Source organism: Acinetobacter sp. LoGeW2-3 (genome assembly GCF_002688565.1).
Lineage (GTDB): Bacteria > Pseudomonadota > Gammaproteobacteria > Pseudomonadales > Moraxellaceae > Acinetobacter.
The window spans coordinates 1435189-1453335 of record NZ_CP024011.1; the positions used below are offsets into that span (position 1 = coordinate 1435189).

Sequence of the window (18147 nt, forward strand, 5' to 3'; positions counted from 1 at the left end):
ATCAATATCTAAATGTTTAATACATGCGGATCAAATATCCGTCCAATAGTGTACGTGATCTGGGAGCATTTGCGACAAAAATCTGCATCTGAAATGACAGGATCTGTCGTCACAAACCAACCCACTCGATTTGTAGCACATCAAAATAACAAAGCCGCCAGTTGTTGGCGGCTCGGTTCGAATTCTATTCTCGTTGGAACTTACCAGTGCTCACCCGGGAAGATACGCGCATATGCTTTCTGTACCCAGTTCAGTTTCTGCGGTTCACCCACAGAAGCAGATGAACTTGGGAACAGATTGTAGCCGATCGACATCAGTTTGTTGTTAATGTCCGGCGCAATTGCATAAGTAATTGACGCTAAACGCCCCAAACCAGTCGCGACTTTTTTCGGACGTTTCACAATCGCATGCGCAATCAGGTCAGATGCTTCTTCAGGAGAAAGCGTCGGTACATATTTATAGATTTTGGTTGGTGCAATCATTGGGGTACGCACCAATGGCATATAGATAGAAGTAATCGCGATTTTATGTGAGTTCACTTCTGCTGATAGACAGCGACTGAAGGCATCTAATGCCGCTTTTGATGCTACATAAGCAGAGAAGCGGGTGGCATTCGCCAATACCCCAATTGAACTGATGTTGATGATATGCCCCTGACGACGAATCATCATATGCGGCAGGATATTCATCACCAAACGTACAGCGCCAAAATAATTCAGCTGCATGGTACGTTCAAAGTCGTGGAAACGCTCGGTGGATTCATGCACGGCACGACGGATCGAACGACCCGCGTTATTAATGAGAATATCAATATGGTCGACCGAAGCCAGAATCTGTTTGGAGACTTCATCAATGGCGTCAAGATTATTCAGATCACAAGGGAATACTGAAGCCATGCCCCCTTTCGCTTCAATTTCTTCTTTTACCTGATCCAGGGTTTCTTTAGTACGTGCTACTAGCAGGACATGCGCACCTGCATTTGCCAGACGGTGTGCTGCTGTCAGACCAATACCGCTGGATGCACCAGTAATGAGGATGGTTTTGCCTTGAACTCGTTTCTGTAGATGTTTCTGTAGTCTGGATTTCACGTTTGTTATTCCTGAAATATGCTGTAGGTTTACGTTTTTCTTATTTAGTTTTTACGTAGGTATGCACGAAAGATCGTACACAATGGAGTAGGTATATGATAACGAATTATGCAGGAAAATCCAGCGATTAAGTTGTTGAAAATAAGAGAATTTTTAGAGTAATTGCTCTATTTTTAAACTACGTTTCAATTAATTTTTATTCTGTTCTAACCATAAGATAAAGCTCATAAAAAGTAAAGTGACATAAAAAAACTCCATCAAAAATGATGGAGTTTTGTGCCTCAAAAGAGGGCTTAGACGGCTGCGAGCGACTGTTCCAGATCGGCAATCAGGTCATCAATGTGTTCAATCCCGATAGAAAGACGAACCATATCTTCACTCACGCCAGCCGATTTAAGTTCTTCTGGATTGAGCTGACGATGGGTCGTGGTTGCTGGATGGCAGGCCAGACTCTTGGCATCCCCAATATTGACCAGACGGGTGAACAGTTGCAGGGCATCGATAAAACGTGCACCACCTTCACGCCCGCCTTCTACACCAAAGGTCAGAATAGCAGACGGTTTCCCTTTCACATATTTCTGTGCCAAAGCATGCTGAGGATGATCTTTCAGACCGGCATAATTCACCCATTTTACTTTCGGATGATTTTGCAAATATTCCGCAACTTTAAGTGCATTTTCAGTATGGCGCTCCATACGCAGACTCAAAGTTTCCAAACCTTGCAAAATCAGGAATACATTCTGTGGGCTGATCGCTGCACCGGTATTACGCAGTGGCACAACACGGGCACGGGCGATATACGCTGCTTCACCCAAAGCTTCCACATAATTGACACCATGGTAACTTGGGTCAGGCGTATTTAGGGCAGGGAAGCGCTCAGCATGTTGGCCCCATGGGAACTTACCGCTATCGACGATGATGCCGCCAATCGAATTACCGTGACCGCCAATATATTTGGTCAGTGAATGCACTACGATATCTGCGCCGAAATCAAAAGATTTCTGGAGTACTGGAGTTGCCACAGTATTGTCGACAATCACTGGTACACCATATTCATGCGCAATCTTAGAAATCGATTCCAGATCGATAATATTGCCTAGCGGGTTACCAATCGATTCAACAAACACCAGTTTGGTCTTGTCATCAATTAGACTACGTAATGCTTCCGGATCTTGATAATCAAAGAAGCGAACTTCAATGCCTTGCTTTGGCAAGGTATGTGCAAACAGGTTATAAGTGCCACCATATAAAGTAGACACAGAAGCAATATTGTCACCGGCTTCAGCAATGGTCTGAATTGCATAGGTGATGGCTGCCATACCAGAGGCCAGTGCCAGTGCCCCAATTCCGCCTTCAAGTGCAGCAATACGTTGTTCCAGTACCGCCGTGGTCGGGTTCATAATACGGGTATAAATATTCCCCTGAACTTTTAAATCAAACAGGTCTGCGCCATGCTGGGTATTATCAAAGGCATAAGAGGTAGTTTGATAAATCGGAACAGCAACTGCTTTGGTCGTTGGTTCTGGGCTATATCCTGCGTGAATCGCTAAAGTTTCTGCTTTATAAGTCATGATGATTGATCTTCTTGTGTTTTTACTATGATGAAACTGGTCAAATATTAGCACTTGAAATATGAAGAAAAGTGCATATTTATTCAAATGAATATCTTAATTAACGATATAGCATCAACAAAATAATGCAAGTTCAAGTGCGAGTAGTTCTGTTTGAAAAATAAACAGGATTAAACTTGTAACAAGGCATTAACTTCACCGGAATGGCTTATGTTTTCGAGACATTCTGCGTATAATAGCCGATTATTTTTTCGCTCATGATTGAGCAGGGGGATGCTGTTTGTTCCCCCATTTGGTTTTTCAATTGAGGAGTCCTACGTGGCCCAATATATTTATACGATGAACCGAGTGTCTAAGATGGTTCCGCCGAAGCGCGAAATCCTCAAGGATATCTCCTTATCATTTTTCCCAGGCGCAAAAATTGGTGTGCTTGGTCTAAACGGTGCAGGTAAATCTACTTTGCTTCGTATTATGGCGGGCGTAGATAAAGATTTCTCTGGTGAAGCTCGTGCACAACCAGGTATCAAAATCGGTTACCTCGAGCAAGAGCCACCACTTGATCCAAGTAAAGACGTTCGCGGCAACGTTGAAGATGGTTTACGTGAACCACTTGATGCATTAGCGCGTTTGGATGAGGTTTTCGCTGAATATGCATCTGAAGATGCAGACTTTGATGCACTTGCGAAAGAGCAGGAAAAATTAGAAGCGATTATCCATGCTTGGGATGCACATAATATTGTGAACCAAATGGATCAAGCAGCAGCTGCCTTGAACCTTCCTGCATGGGATGCAGATGTCACTAAGCTTTCTGGTGGTGAACGCCGTCGTGTTGCTTTGTGTCGTTTATTGCTTTCTAAACCAGACATGTTGCTTCTAGACGAACCGACGAACCATTTGGATGCATCATCTGTGGCTTGGTTGGAACGTTTCTTAAAAGACTTCTCTGGTACCATCGTTGCGATTACCCATGACCGTTACTTCCTGGATAACGTTGCGGAATGGATTCTTGAGCTTGACCGTGGCATGGGTATTCCTTACCAAGGTAACTATTCTTCTTGGTTGGAACAAAAGAATGCACGTCTAGAACAAGAGCAGAAACAAGAAGAATCTTTTGCTAAAGCATTGAAAAAAGAACTTGAATGGGTTCGTTCAAATGCTAAAGGTCAGCAAAAGAAAAACAAAGCACGTATGGAACGCTTTGAAGAGCTTAACTCACGCGAATTCCAACAACGTAACGAAACTTCTGAAATCTATATTCCACCTGGTCCACGTCTAGGTAATAAGGTTGTAGAAGTTGAAGGGATCAGTAAGTCTTTCGGTGATAAATTACTGTATAAAGATTTAAGCTTCACTGTACCACCTGCTGCGATTGTGGGTATCGTTGGTGAAAACGGTGCGGGTAAAACCACACTATTCCGTATGATGACAGGCGAGTTACAACCTGATACGGGTACAGTCACTTTAGGTGATTCAGTTAAAGTTGCTTATGTGGGTCAGATTCGTGACACCCTAGATAACAACAAAACTGTTTGGGAAGAAGTTTCTGGCGGTTTAGATATCTTACGTATTGGTGAATACGAAATCGCATCGCGTGCGTATATTGGTCGTTTTAACTTTAAAGGCCAAGACCAGCAAAAACGTGTAGGTCAATTGTCAGGTGGTGAGCGTAACCGTTTACAACTTGCGAAAATCCTGCAAATGGGTGCAAACGTCATCTTACTCGATGAACCATCAAATGACTTGGATATCGAAACATTACGTGCGCTTGAGGATGCAATTCTGGTATTCCCAGGTACGGTAATGGTGATCTCGCATGACCGTTGGTTCCTTGACCGTATTGCAACGCACATCTTGTCATTCGAAGGTGAAACACCTGAATTCTTCACAGGTAACTATGCTGAATTCGAAGAATATCGCCGTAAACGCGATGGTGATGACTTGATTACCAAGCGTCAAAAATATCGCAAAATTGGTGGTTAATCCCATCTCATAAAAAAACCAGCCTAAGGGCTGGTTTTTTATTTATTCGCTATTAGACACTAATTTGGCTATAAGCATTCGATAGGAGTTGTGCAGCTTTCTTATGGCCTTGCTGTTTAGCTTTACCTAGCCATTCTTCAGCACGGTGATAATTACGATCTAAACCGAGGCTACCTTTAAGATAGTATTTACCGAGTATATATTGAGCTTCTGCATGTCCACGCAGTGCTGCACTCAAGTAGTTCCAAAAAGCATTGCGTTGATAAGTCTCTTGTTGTTCTAGCTGTGCAATTTGAAAATGTTCGACTTGATGTTGCTTTAAAGTATGGCAAAGGGATTCAAACTGTAAAGCTTCTAGATAATACGTATCTGCCTCAGAAATGGAATCTTCAGTTTCTAAACTTGTTGACTCATTACGTGAAAACAGAAAATGAATGATTTTTTTAAGCATTTTTGTTCCTCACCTTTACCATTGTTAACAATTAATTAAACTGTCCACCAAAGAATACAATATATAGCTGTTCTATTGCGGTAATTAATTGCATGCTTTTAGTCTCGTGTTTATATTTTTGTGTATTTAATAATCAAAGGCAAGGTTTAGAAATAAAAATAATTCATTTTAATAGTGAAGGAAATTAGCAAATTTATGAATTTATTGTCGTAGTCGACATTTTGATTTTGTATTACAGGAGGTTTAGTTTTACTTATAAAAAAATCTTGCATGATCATGCAAGATTTTTAGTATTCAAAATGAATCAACTAGAAAAAAATCAGACTTCCCACTCATGATTGCATTCACGGCACTTCCATTTTTTCTGGCTTTGCATGAAGGCTTGCATAGAGATTTTAAAGTCAGGTAAGTCTTTATAGAACATGAAGCCTGCAATCAGACAGATCACGAATACAATCACTGTCGCAGTCTGCAGGGTGGTACCTGCACCATCACCAAAAATCCACATCCCAATACTGATGATCACTAGTAGAAGCAGAACAAATAAGGCAGGAACAAGCAGCACCAAGCTTTTTGGCACAACTGGACGTGCTGCTGGCTGACCTGGCTGTGCAAGCGGCATAATTTTAGGACTTTGACATTTCGGGCAACGGTATTGCATTGCAGCTCCAGAATTTTTCAATTTTGTCTATTTTAATCGTAATCATACAGAAAGCCAAAAGCGGCTCAAAGCTATCGTAATGAATTTCAGACAATAAAAAACCCAAGTCGCAATGCTTGGGTTTTTTATTAAGATGTTGCCATCTTGAATATGGCGTCCCTACGGGGATTCGAACCCCGGTTACCGCCGTGAAAGGGCGATGTCCTAGGCCTCTAGACGATAGGGACAATTGAGGCAAATACACAAGTAAAGCAAGACTTTGGTGGAGTCAAGGAGGATCGAACTCCTGACCTCTACAATGCCATTGTAGCGCTCTACCAACTGAGCTATGACCCCAGTCTGTGTGAGCGCTATATTATGGATATAACGTTCACACGTCAACTAAAAATTCAATTAAGCTTCATCAACTGCATCATTTTTCGGCAGTTTTAAGCTTTCATTGAGTTTTTCCCAGACTTTCAGTTCTTTTTTACTTGGGCCGCCAACAATTTCCAGCGCATGACGCAGACGGGCAAAGGTCAGATCAGGACCAATGGTGACCATAGTTTGCATCACTGGGGTTGATGCAGTAGAACCAGCAATGGCAATAAAGAAAGCAGGCATAAAGTCACGCAGCTTGATGCCCATCTGGTTCGATAGATTCATCAAGGTTTGGCTGACAGTGTCATTGTTCCAAGTAAATAAGCTTTCCAGACGCCAGATAGCAAATTGCAGGCTTTGGCGAACCTGTTCTTCAGTCAGCTTTTTGCTTTCAAACTGTTCTTTGTTCAGCGTAGGGACGTGGTTGAAGTAATGCGCTGACCAGTTCACTGCTTCAGACAGCAGGTTGATACGCGGTTGAATCGCAGCAGCGATTTCTTCCAGTTTGGCACGGTCAGCTTTCCAAGCCATTAGGGTATCAAGTAGCTCAGCAGGAGAAAGCGCTTTGATCCACTGACCATTCAGCCAGTTCAATTTCTCTACATCAAAAATTGGACCACCCAAAGAGACACGGTTAATGTCAAAGTGCTCAATCATCTCAGCAAGTGTGAATTTTTCACGCTCATCTGGCATTGACCAGCCCATACGACCCAAGTAATTCAACAATGCTTCTGGCAATACACCGATGTCTTTATAGTAATTAATTGAAGTTGGGTTTTTACGTTTAGATAGTTTAGATTTGTCCGGGTTACGCAGCAGTGGCATATGGCATAGGAGTGGCATGTCCCAACCAAAGTATTTGTACAGCAACTGATGCTTCGGTGCAGATGGAATCCATTCTTCACCACGAATGACGTGGGTAATTTGCATCAGGTGGTCATCGACTACATTTGCCAAGTGATAAGTTGGCAATCCATCAGTTTTCAACAGAATTTGCATGTCGACTTGCGCCCATGGAATTTCCACTTCACCACGAAGCATGTCGTTAAAGGTACATACACCTTCAGCTGGCACTTTCATACGGATCACGTGCGGTTCACCGGCTGCCAGACGACGTGCAACTTCTTCTTTAGAAAGCTTCAAGCCACGACCGTCATAACGTGGTGATTCACCACGTGCCTGCTGTTCAGCACGCATTTCATCAAGTTCTTGTGCAGTTGCAAAGCAGTAGAAGGCATGACCTTTATCTACCAGTTCTTCTGCATATTTTTTATAGATGCTCATACGCTCTGACTGGCGGTATGGCGCATGCGGACCACCCACATCTGGACCTTCAGACCAGTTTAGGCCTAACCAGCGCAATGAATCCAGAATCATTTTCTCAGATTCAGGCGTAGAGCGTAGCTGATCTGTGTCTTCAATACGAAGAATAAATTCACCGCCGTGTTGCTTGGCAAAACACAGGTTGAACAGGGCAATATAGGCAGTTCCTACATGGGGAAAGCCTGTAGGAGAAGGGGCAATACGAGTACGAACAGTCATAGTCGGATGGAATCTAAATATAAATTTCTGGCTATTATAACGAAAAAGCCACATCACTTAATGCTTAATTCAACATTGAATGATATGGCTTTAGATCAAGAGCAAATTTGAACGTTGCGAGCAGTCAGCTATAAATTAAGAATTGCTGCTAAAGAAGAAACTTTGCAGAAAACGGCTAAAACTCTGGTTTTGTTCAGCAAAGAAGTTTTGTGATGGACGTACTTTAATTGCAGTCAAAACTTTTAGGTTTTCTTCAGGATGCAGTTTTTTTTCAGTTTTTTGCTGCTGAATTGCTTTTTCAATTGGGGATGACTTAGTCACAGTAGTCACTGTTACTGCTGGTTTAGACACAGTAGTGGTTAACGGAGCGGTAGTATTTACAAGCTCAGGGTGCGCAACAACAGCGTGGCTGAATTGTGCGATAAATAAAATGGATAGGCTCAGGATGCCGGTCTTGAACGTTGCAAATTTCATGTCCAAACTCCCTCTCTTGTTGTGGTGCTGGATTTATAGTCTTAAGGGTTTTTGTTGTGTTGAACACAATTCAATCACATTTAACCCTTAAAAAGTAGAACCAAGTCACAAAATTTACAAAAAAATTAAATATGACAATGGAAAATCGAAAAAAATCAGAGATCACTTCATAAGGGCGCTATTTTTAGCACAGGACTATGAAGAGACTATGAAGATTATATCCTAAAGTAATCGCTTGATAGGCGATAAGTATAAAAAATGCAGAGATTTGTCATTTCCAAGATATCTAAAAATCAGAAAAACTTTGGAAGTATTGATATAAGCAGCTGATTGTTAAAAATTTTTTAAGTTTATATATTGTTTGTTAGATAAACAAAAGAGCTATTGTAATGAAAAAAATAATTGTATCTGCAATTTTCGCAGTACTTTCGGGGACCACGGCACAGCTGGCAACAGCCAAAGATTTCCTGAATGTCTCCTATGATCCAACGCGTGAGTTCTATCAGGAATATAATGAAGAATTCGGTAAATTCTGGAAGCAGAAAACTGGTCAAGCGGTTAACTTTAAACAGTCGCATGGTGGTTCAGGTAAGCAGGCCCGTTCTGTGGTGGATGGTTTGCAAGCCGATGTAGTCACACTGGCATTGGCTAATGATATTGAAGAAATCGTTAATGCAGGTCTGATTAATAAAGGCTGGCAAAAAGAGTTTCCGAATAACTCTGCACCTTATACTTCTACTATCGTGTTTTTAGTACGTAAGGGTAATCCAAAGCAGATCAAAGACTGGAATGACCTGACCAAACCAGGTGTCGAAATCATTACCCCGAATCCAAAAACTGGTGGTGCGCCACGTTGGATTTATCTGTCGGCTTGGGGTTATGCGCTGAAACAGCCAGGTGGGAATGATGCCAAAGCTAAAGAGCTGGTGAAAAAGTTATACGGCAATGTCAAAGTACTGGATTCAGGTGCGCGTGGCTCTTTAACCACTTTTGCTGAACGTGGCATTGGGGATGTGTTGTTGTCTTGGGAAAATGAAGCCCTGTTGGCAACTCAAGGTTTAGGCAAAGAAAAATACGAAATCGTTTATCCATCGATTTCGATTCTGGCTGAACCATCGGTAGCGATTGTCGATAAAACGGTTGCGAAAAATGGCAATGCCAATCTGGCAAAAGGTTATTTGAACTATTTATATTCACCAAAAGGGCAAGAGCTGGCAGCGAAATACTATTTCCGTCCACGTGATCAAAAGGCTGCTGTGAAATATGCAGCACAGTTCCCGAAAATCCAGACCTTTACCATTGATAAAGTTTTTGGTGGTTGGGCGAAGGCACAGAAAACCCATTTCGTGAATGGTGCAATCTACGATCAGATTTCTGCTGAAAACCGCTGATTTGTTAGTGATTCGCTAAATACTGGATAAACCAAGAAAAACGGATAAGTTTCTTATCCGTTTTTTTCATATATAAAGAATAAAATGCTATAAAAGCTGCAAAGATCTATATTATTGAAATTTTTATTATATAAAACATGAAATTAAAACAAAAAATAACAAGATATTACCCTGTATACACTTTGTTTGCTGAATTGCGAAAAATAACTTTATTTCATATAGTTATATGTATACCAGATAATCTCCCTGTGCTCTCATGAAAACTCAGTTAAAATCAATATTTAGCGCTGCCTTATTGGCAACAGGTTTGACATTTACCGCGACTGCAACTCAAGCAGCTGACCGTGAATTTTTGAACGTATCGTATGATGCAACCCGCGAATTCTATGACGAATTCAACAAATCCTTTGGTGCTTACTGGAAAAACCGTACTGGCATTAATGTGAATTTCAAACAGTCACATGGTGGTTCAGGCAAACAGGCACGTTCAGTGGTTGATGGTCTGAAAGGCGATGTTGTGACTTTGGCTTTGGCAAATGACATCGAAGAAATCGTCAAATCAGGTCAGATCAAAGCGGGCTGGCAAAAAGAGTTCCCATACAACTCTGCACCTTATACCTCAACCATCGTATTTATGGTACGTAAGGGTAACCCTAAAAAAATCAAAGACTGGGCTGATTTGACTAAACCAGGTGTTGAAATCATTACGCCAAACCCGAAAACTGGTGGTCTGCCACGTTGGGTATACTTATCAGCTTGGGGTTATGCAGAAAAACAACCAGGCGGCAGCAAAGCGAAAGCACAAGAATTTGTCGGTAAGCTTTATAAAAACGTAAAAGTAATGGACTCAGCTGCACGTGCATCAATGACCACATTTGCTGAACGTAATATTGGTGATGTATTGCTGACTTGGGAAAATGAAGCTCTAGTAACGCAAAAAACCTTGGGTAAAGACAAGTTTGACATTGTCTATCCATCTTTGACTATTTTAACTGAACCTTCAGTGGCGATTGTCGATCGTACTGTCGAGAAAAATGGTAATAAATGGTTAGCTAAGGGCTATATCAACTATCTATATTCTCCGCTCGGTCAGGAAATGGCAGCTAGACATTACTACCGTCCACGTAATCCGCAAGTTTTAGCGAAATATTCAAAACAGTTCCCGAAAATCAAAACCTTTACGATTGATGAAGTATTCGGTGGCTGGGCCAATGCGCAGAAAACTCACTTCGTGAATGGTGCGATCTTTGATCAGATTTATAACTCAAAACGTTAATTTATTGATTTAAGATTTAATCCTATAAATAAAAAAGCTTCCTCTAAGGAGGCTTTTTTATCGTCTGAGCAAAAATAAAAACGGTTTTCTCTATGGAAAATAATATTTATCTACAAAAAGTCGTTTGGAGCTTTGACCAAACGGAGTGATAATGTGCAGTTAAATTTTTCGCCCTATTGATTGAGTTTTTATGTCCCATATTTCTGTATTGCTTCACGAAACCGTTGATGCCCTAGTGGCTGATCGAAATACGGGAATTTATGTGGATGGAACCTTTGGGCGTGGTGGTCATACCCGTTTGTTATTGTCTAAGTTAGATGAAAATGCCCGTGTTTATGCTTTTGATAAAGACCCACAGGCACTCGAAACAGCCGCGATCCTCGAGCAGGAAGATCCACGTTTTAAAATCATTCATGCCAGCTTTGCTGATTTGAAAGAAGCACTTGCTGAGCACGGGATCGAAAGCGTGGATGGCGTGATGGCGGATTTAGGCGTGTCATCTCCACAGCTGGACCAGGCAGAGCGTGGTTTTAGCTTTATGAAAGATGGTCCACTGGATATGCGTATGGACAATTCACAAGGTCCAACAGCAGCTGAATGGTTGGTAAACATCGAAGAAGAAGCTTTAGCCAATGTCATTTTCCAGTATGGTGAAGAGCGTTATAGCCGCCGTATTGCCAAAGCAATCAAAGCTGCTGGTTATATTGATACCACTGCCAAGCTGGCAGAAATTGTGAAAGTCGCCCATCCAAAATGGGAAAAAAATAAACACGCAGCAACCCGAACTTTCCAGGCCATTCGTATTGCTATTAATAAAGAATTAGAAGATATTGAAGTTTTCCTGCCACAAGCCGTTGAAGTGCTGAAACCTCATGGTCGTTTGGCAGTAATTAGCTTCCATTCTTTGGAAGACCGTTTAATTAAACAATTTATTCAAAAAGAATCTACCTTAGAGGAAGACTCGGGCTGGGGCATGCCGCAACAACGCAAGGATACACGTCGACTGAAAAAAGTATCCCGTATCAAGGCCAGTGATGAGGAAGTCAAAGCCAATCCTCGTTCACGCAGTGCATGGCTCCGAGTTGCAGAACGTTTAGCTTAATAGGCAAATAATGAAAACTGAAGTGGTCGAAAGGAAGTTGAATCAGTCAGGGATGAAGAAAGCCATTACTTACGGCATTCTGTTGCTGATGGTTTTCATCAGCGCTGTATTTGTGGTATTTCAAGTCTTTGAATATCGTCAGGATTATCGGAAAATGAGCAGCTATCTGCGTGAGCGTGATGATCTCAATGCAGAGTGGGGGCGCTTGCTGATTGAGCAGCAAACTTTTGGTGCAACCGCACAAATCGGCACACGTGCCGTGACCCAGCTCAGAATGTATTCTCCTCCTGTTTCACAGACCGTGGTGATTTCATTGCCACAAACTTCAGATGTAAAAAAATAAGGCTAGCGCTCAGACATGGTAGACAAGAAAACCAAGCAAGTGGCACGTAAAAAACAGTCCGTGACTACGAAAAATGCTTTAAGCGTTGATATTAGCCGTTTTTATATTATGTGGGCCGTGGTGCTCATATGCTTCCTAGCGCTGATTGGGCGTGCTTTCTATGTGCAGGTGATTAATAAAGAATTCCTGCAGAACAAAGCCAATGCCAAGATTTTAAGAACTGATAAAATCAAGGCCATGCGTGGTGTGATCTATGACCGCAATGGCGTGCCACTGGCAATCAGTACGCCAATTATGCGCGTGGTGATTGATCCACGTGATTATTTTGATAATAAAAAACTTTATGATGAAACCATTCAGGCTTTGGAAAAAGAGCCGAATAACCGCAAGCTGAAGCGCCAGTTACCAGATAAAAACCTGAACCTGGATGAGCTGGCCGATGCTGTCGGTATGGATCGTGCTGACCTACGCAAAAAAATGGAAGCACGTCCACGTTCCCGTTATCTGATTTTGAAAAAAGAAGTTCCGCCACAACAGGCTGAACTGATCATGAAGCGTAATTTCCAAGGTGTATATACCGAGAAAAACTATAAGCGTTACTATCCGCAGCCTCAGCCAAACTCGCAGATTATTGGCTTGACCAACAGTGAGAGCATGGGTATTGAAGGTCTGGAAATGCAGCTGAATACCCGTCTGTCAGGTGTGGATGGCGAGCAGCAGATCGTGCGTGATAAGAAGGGTAACCGTGTTAAAGACCCGGAAATTATTAAAGAAGTAGAAGCAGGGGAAAATATTACCCTGAGCATTGACTCACGTTTGCAATACATCATGTACCGTGAACTGACTGCTGCTGGTGTTGCCAATAATGCCCGTTCAGCGACAGCGATTGCAGTCGATGTGAAGACGGGTGAAATTCTGGCGATGACTTCATGGCCATCGTATAACCCGAACGACAAAAACAGCATGCTGAATAAGGATGCCATGCGTAACCGCGGTGCAATTGACTCTTTTGAGCCAGGTTCGACCATGAAGCCGATGACAGTAGCGATGGCACTAGAAAGTGGTAAATATAATGCCAATTCTGTAATTAACACTACACCGGGCAGCATGCGTGTTGGTAACCATACTATCCGTGATACGCATAACTATGGTCCACTGACGCTGGGTGGCATTATCCAGAAATCCTCAAACGTGGGTGTGGCCAAAATTGCCCTGTCATTACCGTATGAAACCTTGCCAACCTTTTATAAGCGTTTAGGTTTTGGTCAGCGTTCAGCGGTAAAATTCCCAGGTGAAAGTGGAGGTTTGATCCTGCCACCAAGCAAGTGGAATGTGTCAGAAGTGGCCACCATGTCTTATGGTTATGGTTTGAATGCCACCGTACTTCAGCTTGCAGATGCTTATGCCATGATTGCCAATAAAGGTGTCAAGGTACCGCTGAGTCTGTACAAGCTGGAAGAGCAACCACAGGGTGAGCAAGTAATTGATTCAAAAATTGCAGATCAAGTCTTATTGATGATGGAAGCAGTGACGATGCCAGGTGGTACGGCACGTCAGGCCAATATTCCAGGTTATCGTGTAGCAGGTAAAACCGGTACTGCGCATAAACTGCGTGCCGATCGTAAAGGCTATTCACAAAATGAGTACCGTGCTCTGTTCGCGGGTATTGCACCAGTCAGTGATCCTCGTCTAGCGATGGTGGTTGTGGTGGAAAATCCACAAGGGGCTTATTATGGTGGTACGGTGTCAGCGCCTGTTTTTGCTCGTGTAATGCAAGAATCTTTACGTTTATTAAATGTCCCATTGGACAAACCTTTAGAATCTCCCCAAGTCCAGTAAACAGGTGATCAATGTCGATAACATTTCAAGATCTCTACGCCGTTCAAGATAGCGCTGAATGGATGCGACAATCCTTTCAAGGCTTTGAGCTGGACAGCCGAAAAGTAAAATTAGGACAAATTTTTATTGCCCTGACTAGTCTTTCTCATCCAGAGAAAACTGCGGACTATGCGAACAAAGCACTCTCTCTAGGTGCACTCGCAGTCATTTCTGAACAGGATCTCGGAATTTCTCCTGCAGTGGTAGTCCCAAATGTACGACACTTGATGGGCGAGTGGCAGAAACGATATTTGCAAGCGACCCAGCCAGTACAGGCTGCACGTATTCTGGCGGTTACCGGGACCAATGGCAAAACTACGATTTCTCGTCTGGTTGCTGAACTCTTAATGCTGCAAGGCAAGTCATGTGCGGTAATGGGTACGACGGGTAACGGCATTCTTCCAAATCTGGAAGCCTCTTCACATACCACATTGGATGCGCTGCAACTACAAAATGCGCTACATGGGTATGCGCAAGCAGGTGCTGAGTTCGCTTCGATTGAAGCGAGTTCACATGGTTTGGAACAAGGTCGCTTAAATGGCTGTGATATTGAAATTGCCGCTTATAGCAACCTGAGCCGTGACCATCTGGACTATCACAAAACGCTGGAAGCTTATGCTGAAGCCAAGTCGCGTTTATTCAAGTTTGAATCTCTGAAAGTTGCTGTCATCAATCTGGATGATGCACATGCTCAGGTGATGATGGATGCAGCGAAAGCCAATCCAGCGCAGCCCAAAATTTTAACCTATTCACTGTCACAAGCTGCTGACTATCAGGTACAGGATATTCAATACCGGATCTCTGGCGCAGAATTTAAACTGATCACTGCGCAGGGTATCTTTACGGTACACAGTCCATTATTAGGTCATTTCAATATTGAAAACCTGGTCGCGAGTCTGGTTGTTGCGGAACAGGCAGGTCTGGACTTGCAGCAACTGATCGGAACTGTGCCACAGCTGAAAGGCGCACCGGGCCGTATGCAGGTGATTCGTGATGATGAGCGCCTATTTGTCGTAGATTATGCACATACCCCAGATGCATTAACTCAAGTATTGGTGACTTTAAGACGTCATGTGAATAACAAGATCTGGGCTGTGTTTGGTTGTGGCGGTGACCGTGACCGTGGTAAGCGTCCTTTGATGACACAAGCTGCACTGAATGGTTCAGATATTGCCATTCTGACTTCGGATAATCCACGTACTGAAGATCCGAACCAGATTTTTGCCGACATGAAGCAGGGGATCGATTTCTCGGGTAAGACCTATCAGGAAATTCATGACCGTCGTGAAGCGATCAAGTTTGCAGTGAAACATGCGCAAGCTGGTGATATTGTAGTGATTGCCGGTAAAGGACATGAAAACTATCAGGAAATTGATGGCGTACGTCATTGGTTTGATGATGTTGTCGAAGTACAGGCAGCCATTGATGCGCAGCACTGTAATCCTGATTCCGCATATCCAGCGCAGTAATAGGACAAAATTATGCATACTTCAACTACCAGTACTGTGCCTTTGGTACCTTGGACTGCAGTACAATTACAACAAGCAACTCAAGGTTACTGGCTGAATGACAAACAGCCTGAAGGTACAATCAAGCGTATCCTGATGGACTCACGTGATGCGGAAGCGGGTGATGCTTTTCTGGCACTGAAAGGCGAACGCTTTGATGCACATGATTTTGTAGCTCAAGTCGCTGAAAATGGTTGCCAGATTGTAATTGTTGATCATCCGATTGATGCTGAAATCTGCCAATTGGTTGTGGAAGATACTCGTCAGGCGCTGGGTCGTTTGGGTTCTTTTCGCCGTCAGCAGAATCCACAACTGCAAGTGATTGCGCTGACTGGCAGTAGTGGTAAAACCACCACCAAGGAAATGTTGGGCAGTATCCTGTCGCGTTTGGCTCCGACTCTAGTAACCCGCGGTAACCTGAATAATGATCTGGGTGTGCCGGTGATGTTGCTGGAGCTGCGTCCAGATCATCAGTATGCAGTGATGGAGTTGGGTGCAAGCCATCAGGGTGAAATTGATTACACCTCGGGTCTGGTACAGCCGCATGTGGCAGGTATTATTAATATCGGTACTGCACACCTGGGTGAATTTGGTGGTCGTGATGGTATCTGCCGTGCCAAGTCAGAAATTTATCCCCATATTTCCGAAACATCGATTATCCCTGCTGCAGATGATTATGCTGAGCAGATTCGTGCAGCAGTGAAAACCAAAAAGACCTTAAGTTTTGGTCAGGGTGGTGACGTCTACGCCACTGATGTAGAGCTACATCCACAGTCTGCCACTTTCACCCTGAATACGCCACAAGGCAGCAAGGTAGTGAATCTACCATTTGCTGGTGAGCATAATGTACAGAATGCCACTGCGGCAGCAGCTTTCTCTTTAGCTATCGGTATTAGCTTAGATGATATCGTTGCTGGTTTAGAGCAGGCAGTCGGTGCCAAAGGTCGTTTAAATTTCATCAAGCACAAAGACTTTTTGTTCATTGATGACACCTACAATGCCAATCCAAACTCGATGCGCGCTGCCGCTGATGTTTTAGCACAGCAGGAAGGCATTCGTGTCATGGTGACTGGCGATATTGGTGAGCTAGGTTCATCTGCCGCGATTGAGCATTATAAGCTGGGTCGTGATCTGGTTTCGGTAAAAGGCCTGAACTTTGTGGTGGCAGTGGGTGAGTTTGCCCCAGCTGCACAAGAAGGCGCTCGTAGTACACAATATGGTAAGAAAATGCAGGCTTTCCTGAATCAGGAGCAGGCTTTGCCGTTCTTAATTCGTTTGATTGAAACACATCAACCTCAGCCGATGTCATTCCTGTTTAAAGGGTCGCGTTTTACCCATATGGAAACATTGATGGCTGCATTGATGGAGAAACTTTAAATGCTGTTATGGCTATTTGAACAACTGGCGGGCTATGACAGCACGTTCCAGGTGGTTCGTTATTTAACATTACGTGCTTTGCTCAGTGTCCTGACGGCATTGACCATTGGTCTGGTGCTTGGTCCTGTGATGATTCGCAAATTACAGGCACTGAAGTATGGTCAGGCAGTAAGTTCATTCGCTCCTGAAAACCATGCCAAGAAAATGGGTACACCGACCATGGGGGGTGTACTGATTTTACTCTCTATTGGCATCTCTACCTTACTCTGGGCAGATCTGTCTAATCCTTATGTCTGGATTGTGCTTGCAGTGATGGTGATCTTTGGTGCCGTCGGTTGGGCCGATGACTGGATCAAGATCCGATATAAAGATAACGCCGGTTTACCTGCACGTAAAAAGTTCTTCTGGACTTCTGTGGGTTCAATCGGTGCGGGTATTGCGCTGTATGTCATTGCGCAGCAGCAACCCAATCCGGTGGTGACAGCCAATATGTTGGATGTACTGATTCCTTTCTTTAAGGATCACACAATTCCACTCTCAATTATTCCCCTCGGTATTGGCTTTATCATCTTTACCTATTTCGTGATTAATGGAGCATCAAATGCCGTGAACCTGACGGATGGTCTGGATGGTCTGGCGATTATGCCGATCGTACTGGTCGCTGCGGGTCTTGGTGTATTTGCTTATCTTGCTGGTGATGTACGTTTTGCGACTTACCTGCATATTCCATATGTTAAGTATTCATCAGAACTGGTGGTGATCTGTGCTGCGATGATTGGTGCTGGTTTGGCCTTCCTTTGGTTCAATGCACATCCAGCCCAAGTCTTTATGGGTGATGTTGGTGCTTTATCATTGGGTGCAATGCTCGGTACGATTGCCGTGATGGTTCGTCAAGAAATTGTATTCGCCATTATGGCAGGTGTATTCCTGGTTGAAGCGATTTCAGTATTCCTGCAAATTGGTTCTTTACGGATGCGTAATAAGCGTGTGTTCTTAATGGCACCGCTTCATCACCATTATGAAAAGAAAGGCTGGCGTGAAACTCAGGTGGTAATCCGTTTCTGGATTATTACGATTATGCTGGTAGTTTTGGGGCTAATGACCTTAAAATTGCGTTAAGAAATGCATTTGAAAAAGTCGGCGCA

Annotated in this window: 15 protein-coding genes and 2 tRNA genes; 9 read left to right on the forward strand and 8 right to left on the reverse strand. The window is 43.3% G+C overall.

Annotated elements, in window-relative coordinates; genetic code table 11:
- Positions 1–200: 200 nt before the first annotated feature.
- Both BS636_RS06830 and BS636_RS06835 read right to left on the reverse strand, forming a co-directional pair.
- Positions 201–1088 (reverse strand): SDR family NAD(P)-dependent oxidoreductase, encoded by an 888-nt coding sequence (locus BS636_RS06830; RefSeq protein ID WP_099338104.1) that lies wholly within the window; start codon positions 1086–1088, stop codon positions 201–203.
- 293 nt (positions 1089–1381) lie between these two features.
- Complete coding sequence (locus BS636_RS06835; RefSeq protein WP_099338105.1) at positions 1382–2659, reverse strand: bifunctional O-acetylhomoserine aminocarboxypropyltransferase/cysteine synthase; 1278 nt, start codon at positions 2657–2659, stop codon at positions 1382–1384.
- Between the two features lie 318 nt (positions 2660–2977).
- Between BS636_RS06835 and ettA the strand changes: the two genes are divergently transcribed.
- Positions 2978–4639: an energy-dependent translational throttle protein EttA gene (gene ettA, locus BS636_RS06840; protein WP_099338106.1), complete on the forward strand. Its 1662-nt coding sequence runs from the start codon at positions 2978–2980 to the stop codon at positions 4637–4639.
- Positions 4640–4691: 52 nt separating this feature from the next.
- Here ettA and BS636_RS06845 read toward each other — a convergent pair whose 3' ends face one another.
- The 6 genes from BS636_RS06845 to BS636_RS06870 form a co-directional block, all read right to left on the reverse strand.
- Positions 4692–5090: a tetratricopeptide repeat protein gene (locus BS636_RS06845; RefSeq protein WP_099338107.1), complete on the reverse strand. Its 399-nt coding sequence runs from the start codon at positions 5088–5090 to the stop codon at positions 4692–4694.
- 319 nt (positions 5091–5409) lie between these two features.
- Entirely contained in the window at positions 5410–5751 is a 342-nt protein-coding gene (locus tag BS636_RS06850; protein ID WP_099338108.1) for a hypothetical protein, read from the reverse strand.
- Positions 5752–5902: 151 nt separating this feature from the next.
- Positions 5903–5978: transfer RNA gene (locus tag BS636_RS06855), tRNA-Glu, on the reverse strand.
- A 33-nt stretch (positions 5979–6011) separates the two neighbouring features.
- Positions 6012–6087 (reverse strand) — tRNA-Ala (locus tag BS636_RS06860).
- A 57-nt stretch (positions 6088–6144) separates the two neighbouring features.
- Entirely contained in the window at positions 6145–7653 is a 1509-nt protein-coding gene (gltX, locus tag BS636_RS06865) for a glutamate--tRNA ligase (RefSeq protein WP_099338109.1), read from the reverse strand.
- Between the two features lie 135 nt (positions 7654–7788).
- On the reverse strand, positions 7789–8127 hold the full coding sequence (locus BS636_RS06870) for a hypothetical protein (RefSeq protein ID WP_099338110.1): 339 nt from the start codon (positions 8125–8127) through the stop codon (positions 7789–7791).
- Between the two features lie 389 nt (positions 8128–8516).
- On the opposite strand from BS636_RS06870, the gene BS636_RS06875 reads away from it, so the two are divergent.
- From BS636_RS06875 to mraY, 8 genes are all read left to right on the forward strand, one after another.
- Positions 8517–9518, forward strand: a complete 1002-nt coding sequence (locus tag BS636_RS06875) for a sulfate ABC transporter substrate-binding protein (protein ID WP_099338111.1) — start codon at positions 8517–8519, stop codon at positions 9516–9518.
- Between the two features lie 256 nt (positions 9519–9774).
- A complete protein-coding gene (locus BS636_RS06880; RefSeq protein ID WP_099338112.1) occupies positions 9775–10794 on the forward strand; it encodes a sulfate ABC transporter substrate-binding protein in 1020 nt (339 codons plus the stop codon).
- A gap of 190 nt (positions 10795–10984) precedes the next feature.
- Positions 10985–11896, forward strand: coding sequence for a 16S rRNA (cytosine(1402)-N(4))-methyltransferase RsmH (gene rsmH, locus BS636_RS06885; protein ID WP_099338113.1), 912 nt, complete (start codon positions 10985–10987; stop codon positions 11894–11896).
- A gap of 10 nt (positions 11897–11906) precedes the next feature.
- Complete coding sequence (locus BS636_RS06890) at positions 11907–12239, forward strand: cell division protein FtsL (RefSeq protein WP_099338114.1); 333 nt, start codon at positions 11907–11909, stop codon at positions 12237–12239.
- 15 nt (positions 12240–12254) lie between these two features.
- On the forward strand, positions 12255–14078 hold the full coding sequence (gene ftsI / locus BS636_RS06895; protein WP_099338115.1) for a penicillin-binding protein PBP3: 1824 nt from the start codon (positions 12255–12257) through the stop codon (positions 14076–14078).
- Positions 14079–14089: 11 nt separating this feature from the next.
- Positions 14090–15586, forward strand: coding sequence for a UDP-N-acetylmuramoyl-L-alanyl-D-glutamate--2,6-diaminopimelate ligase (locus tag BS636_RS06900; RefSeq protein WP_099338116.1), 1497 nt, complete (start codon positions 14090–14092; stop codon positions 15584–15586).
- 12 nt (positions 15587–15598) lie between these two features.
- On the forward strand, positions 15599–17002 hold the full coding sequence (locus BS636_RS06905; RefSeq protein WP_099338117.1) for a UDP-N-acetylmuramoyl-tripeptide--D-alanyl-D-alanine ligase: 1404 nt from the start codon (positions 15599–15601) through the stop codon (positions 17000–17002).
- Entirely contained in the window at positions 17003–18121 is a 1119-nt protein-coding gene (mraY, locus tag BS636_RS06910) for a phospho-N-acetylmuramoyl-pentapeptide-transferase (RefSeq protein WP_099338118.1), read from the forward strand.
- The last annotated feature ends 26 nt before the right edge of the window (positions 18122–18147 follow it).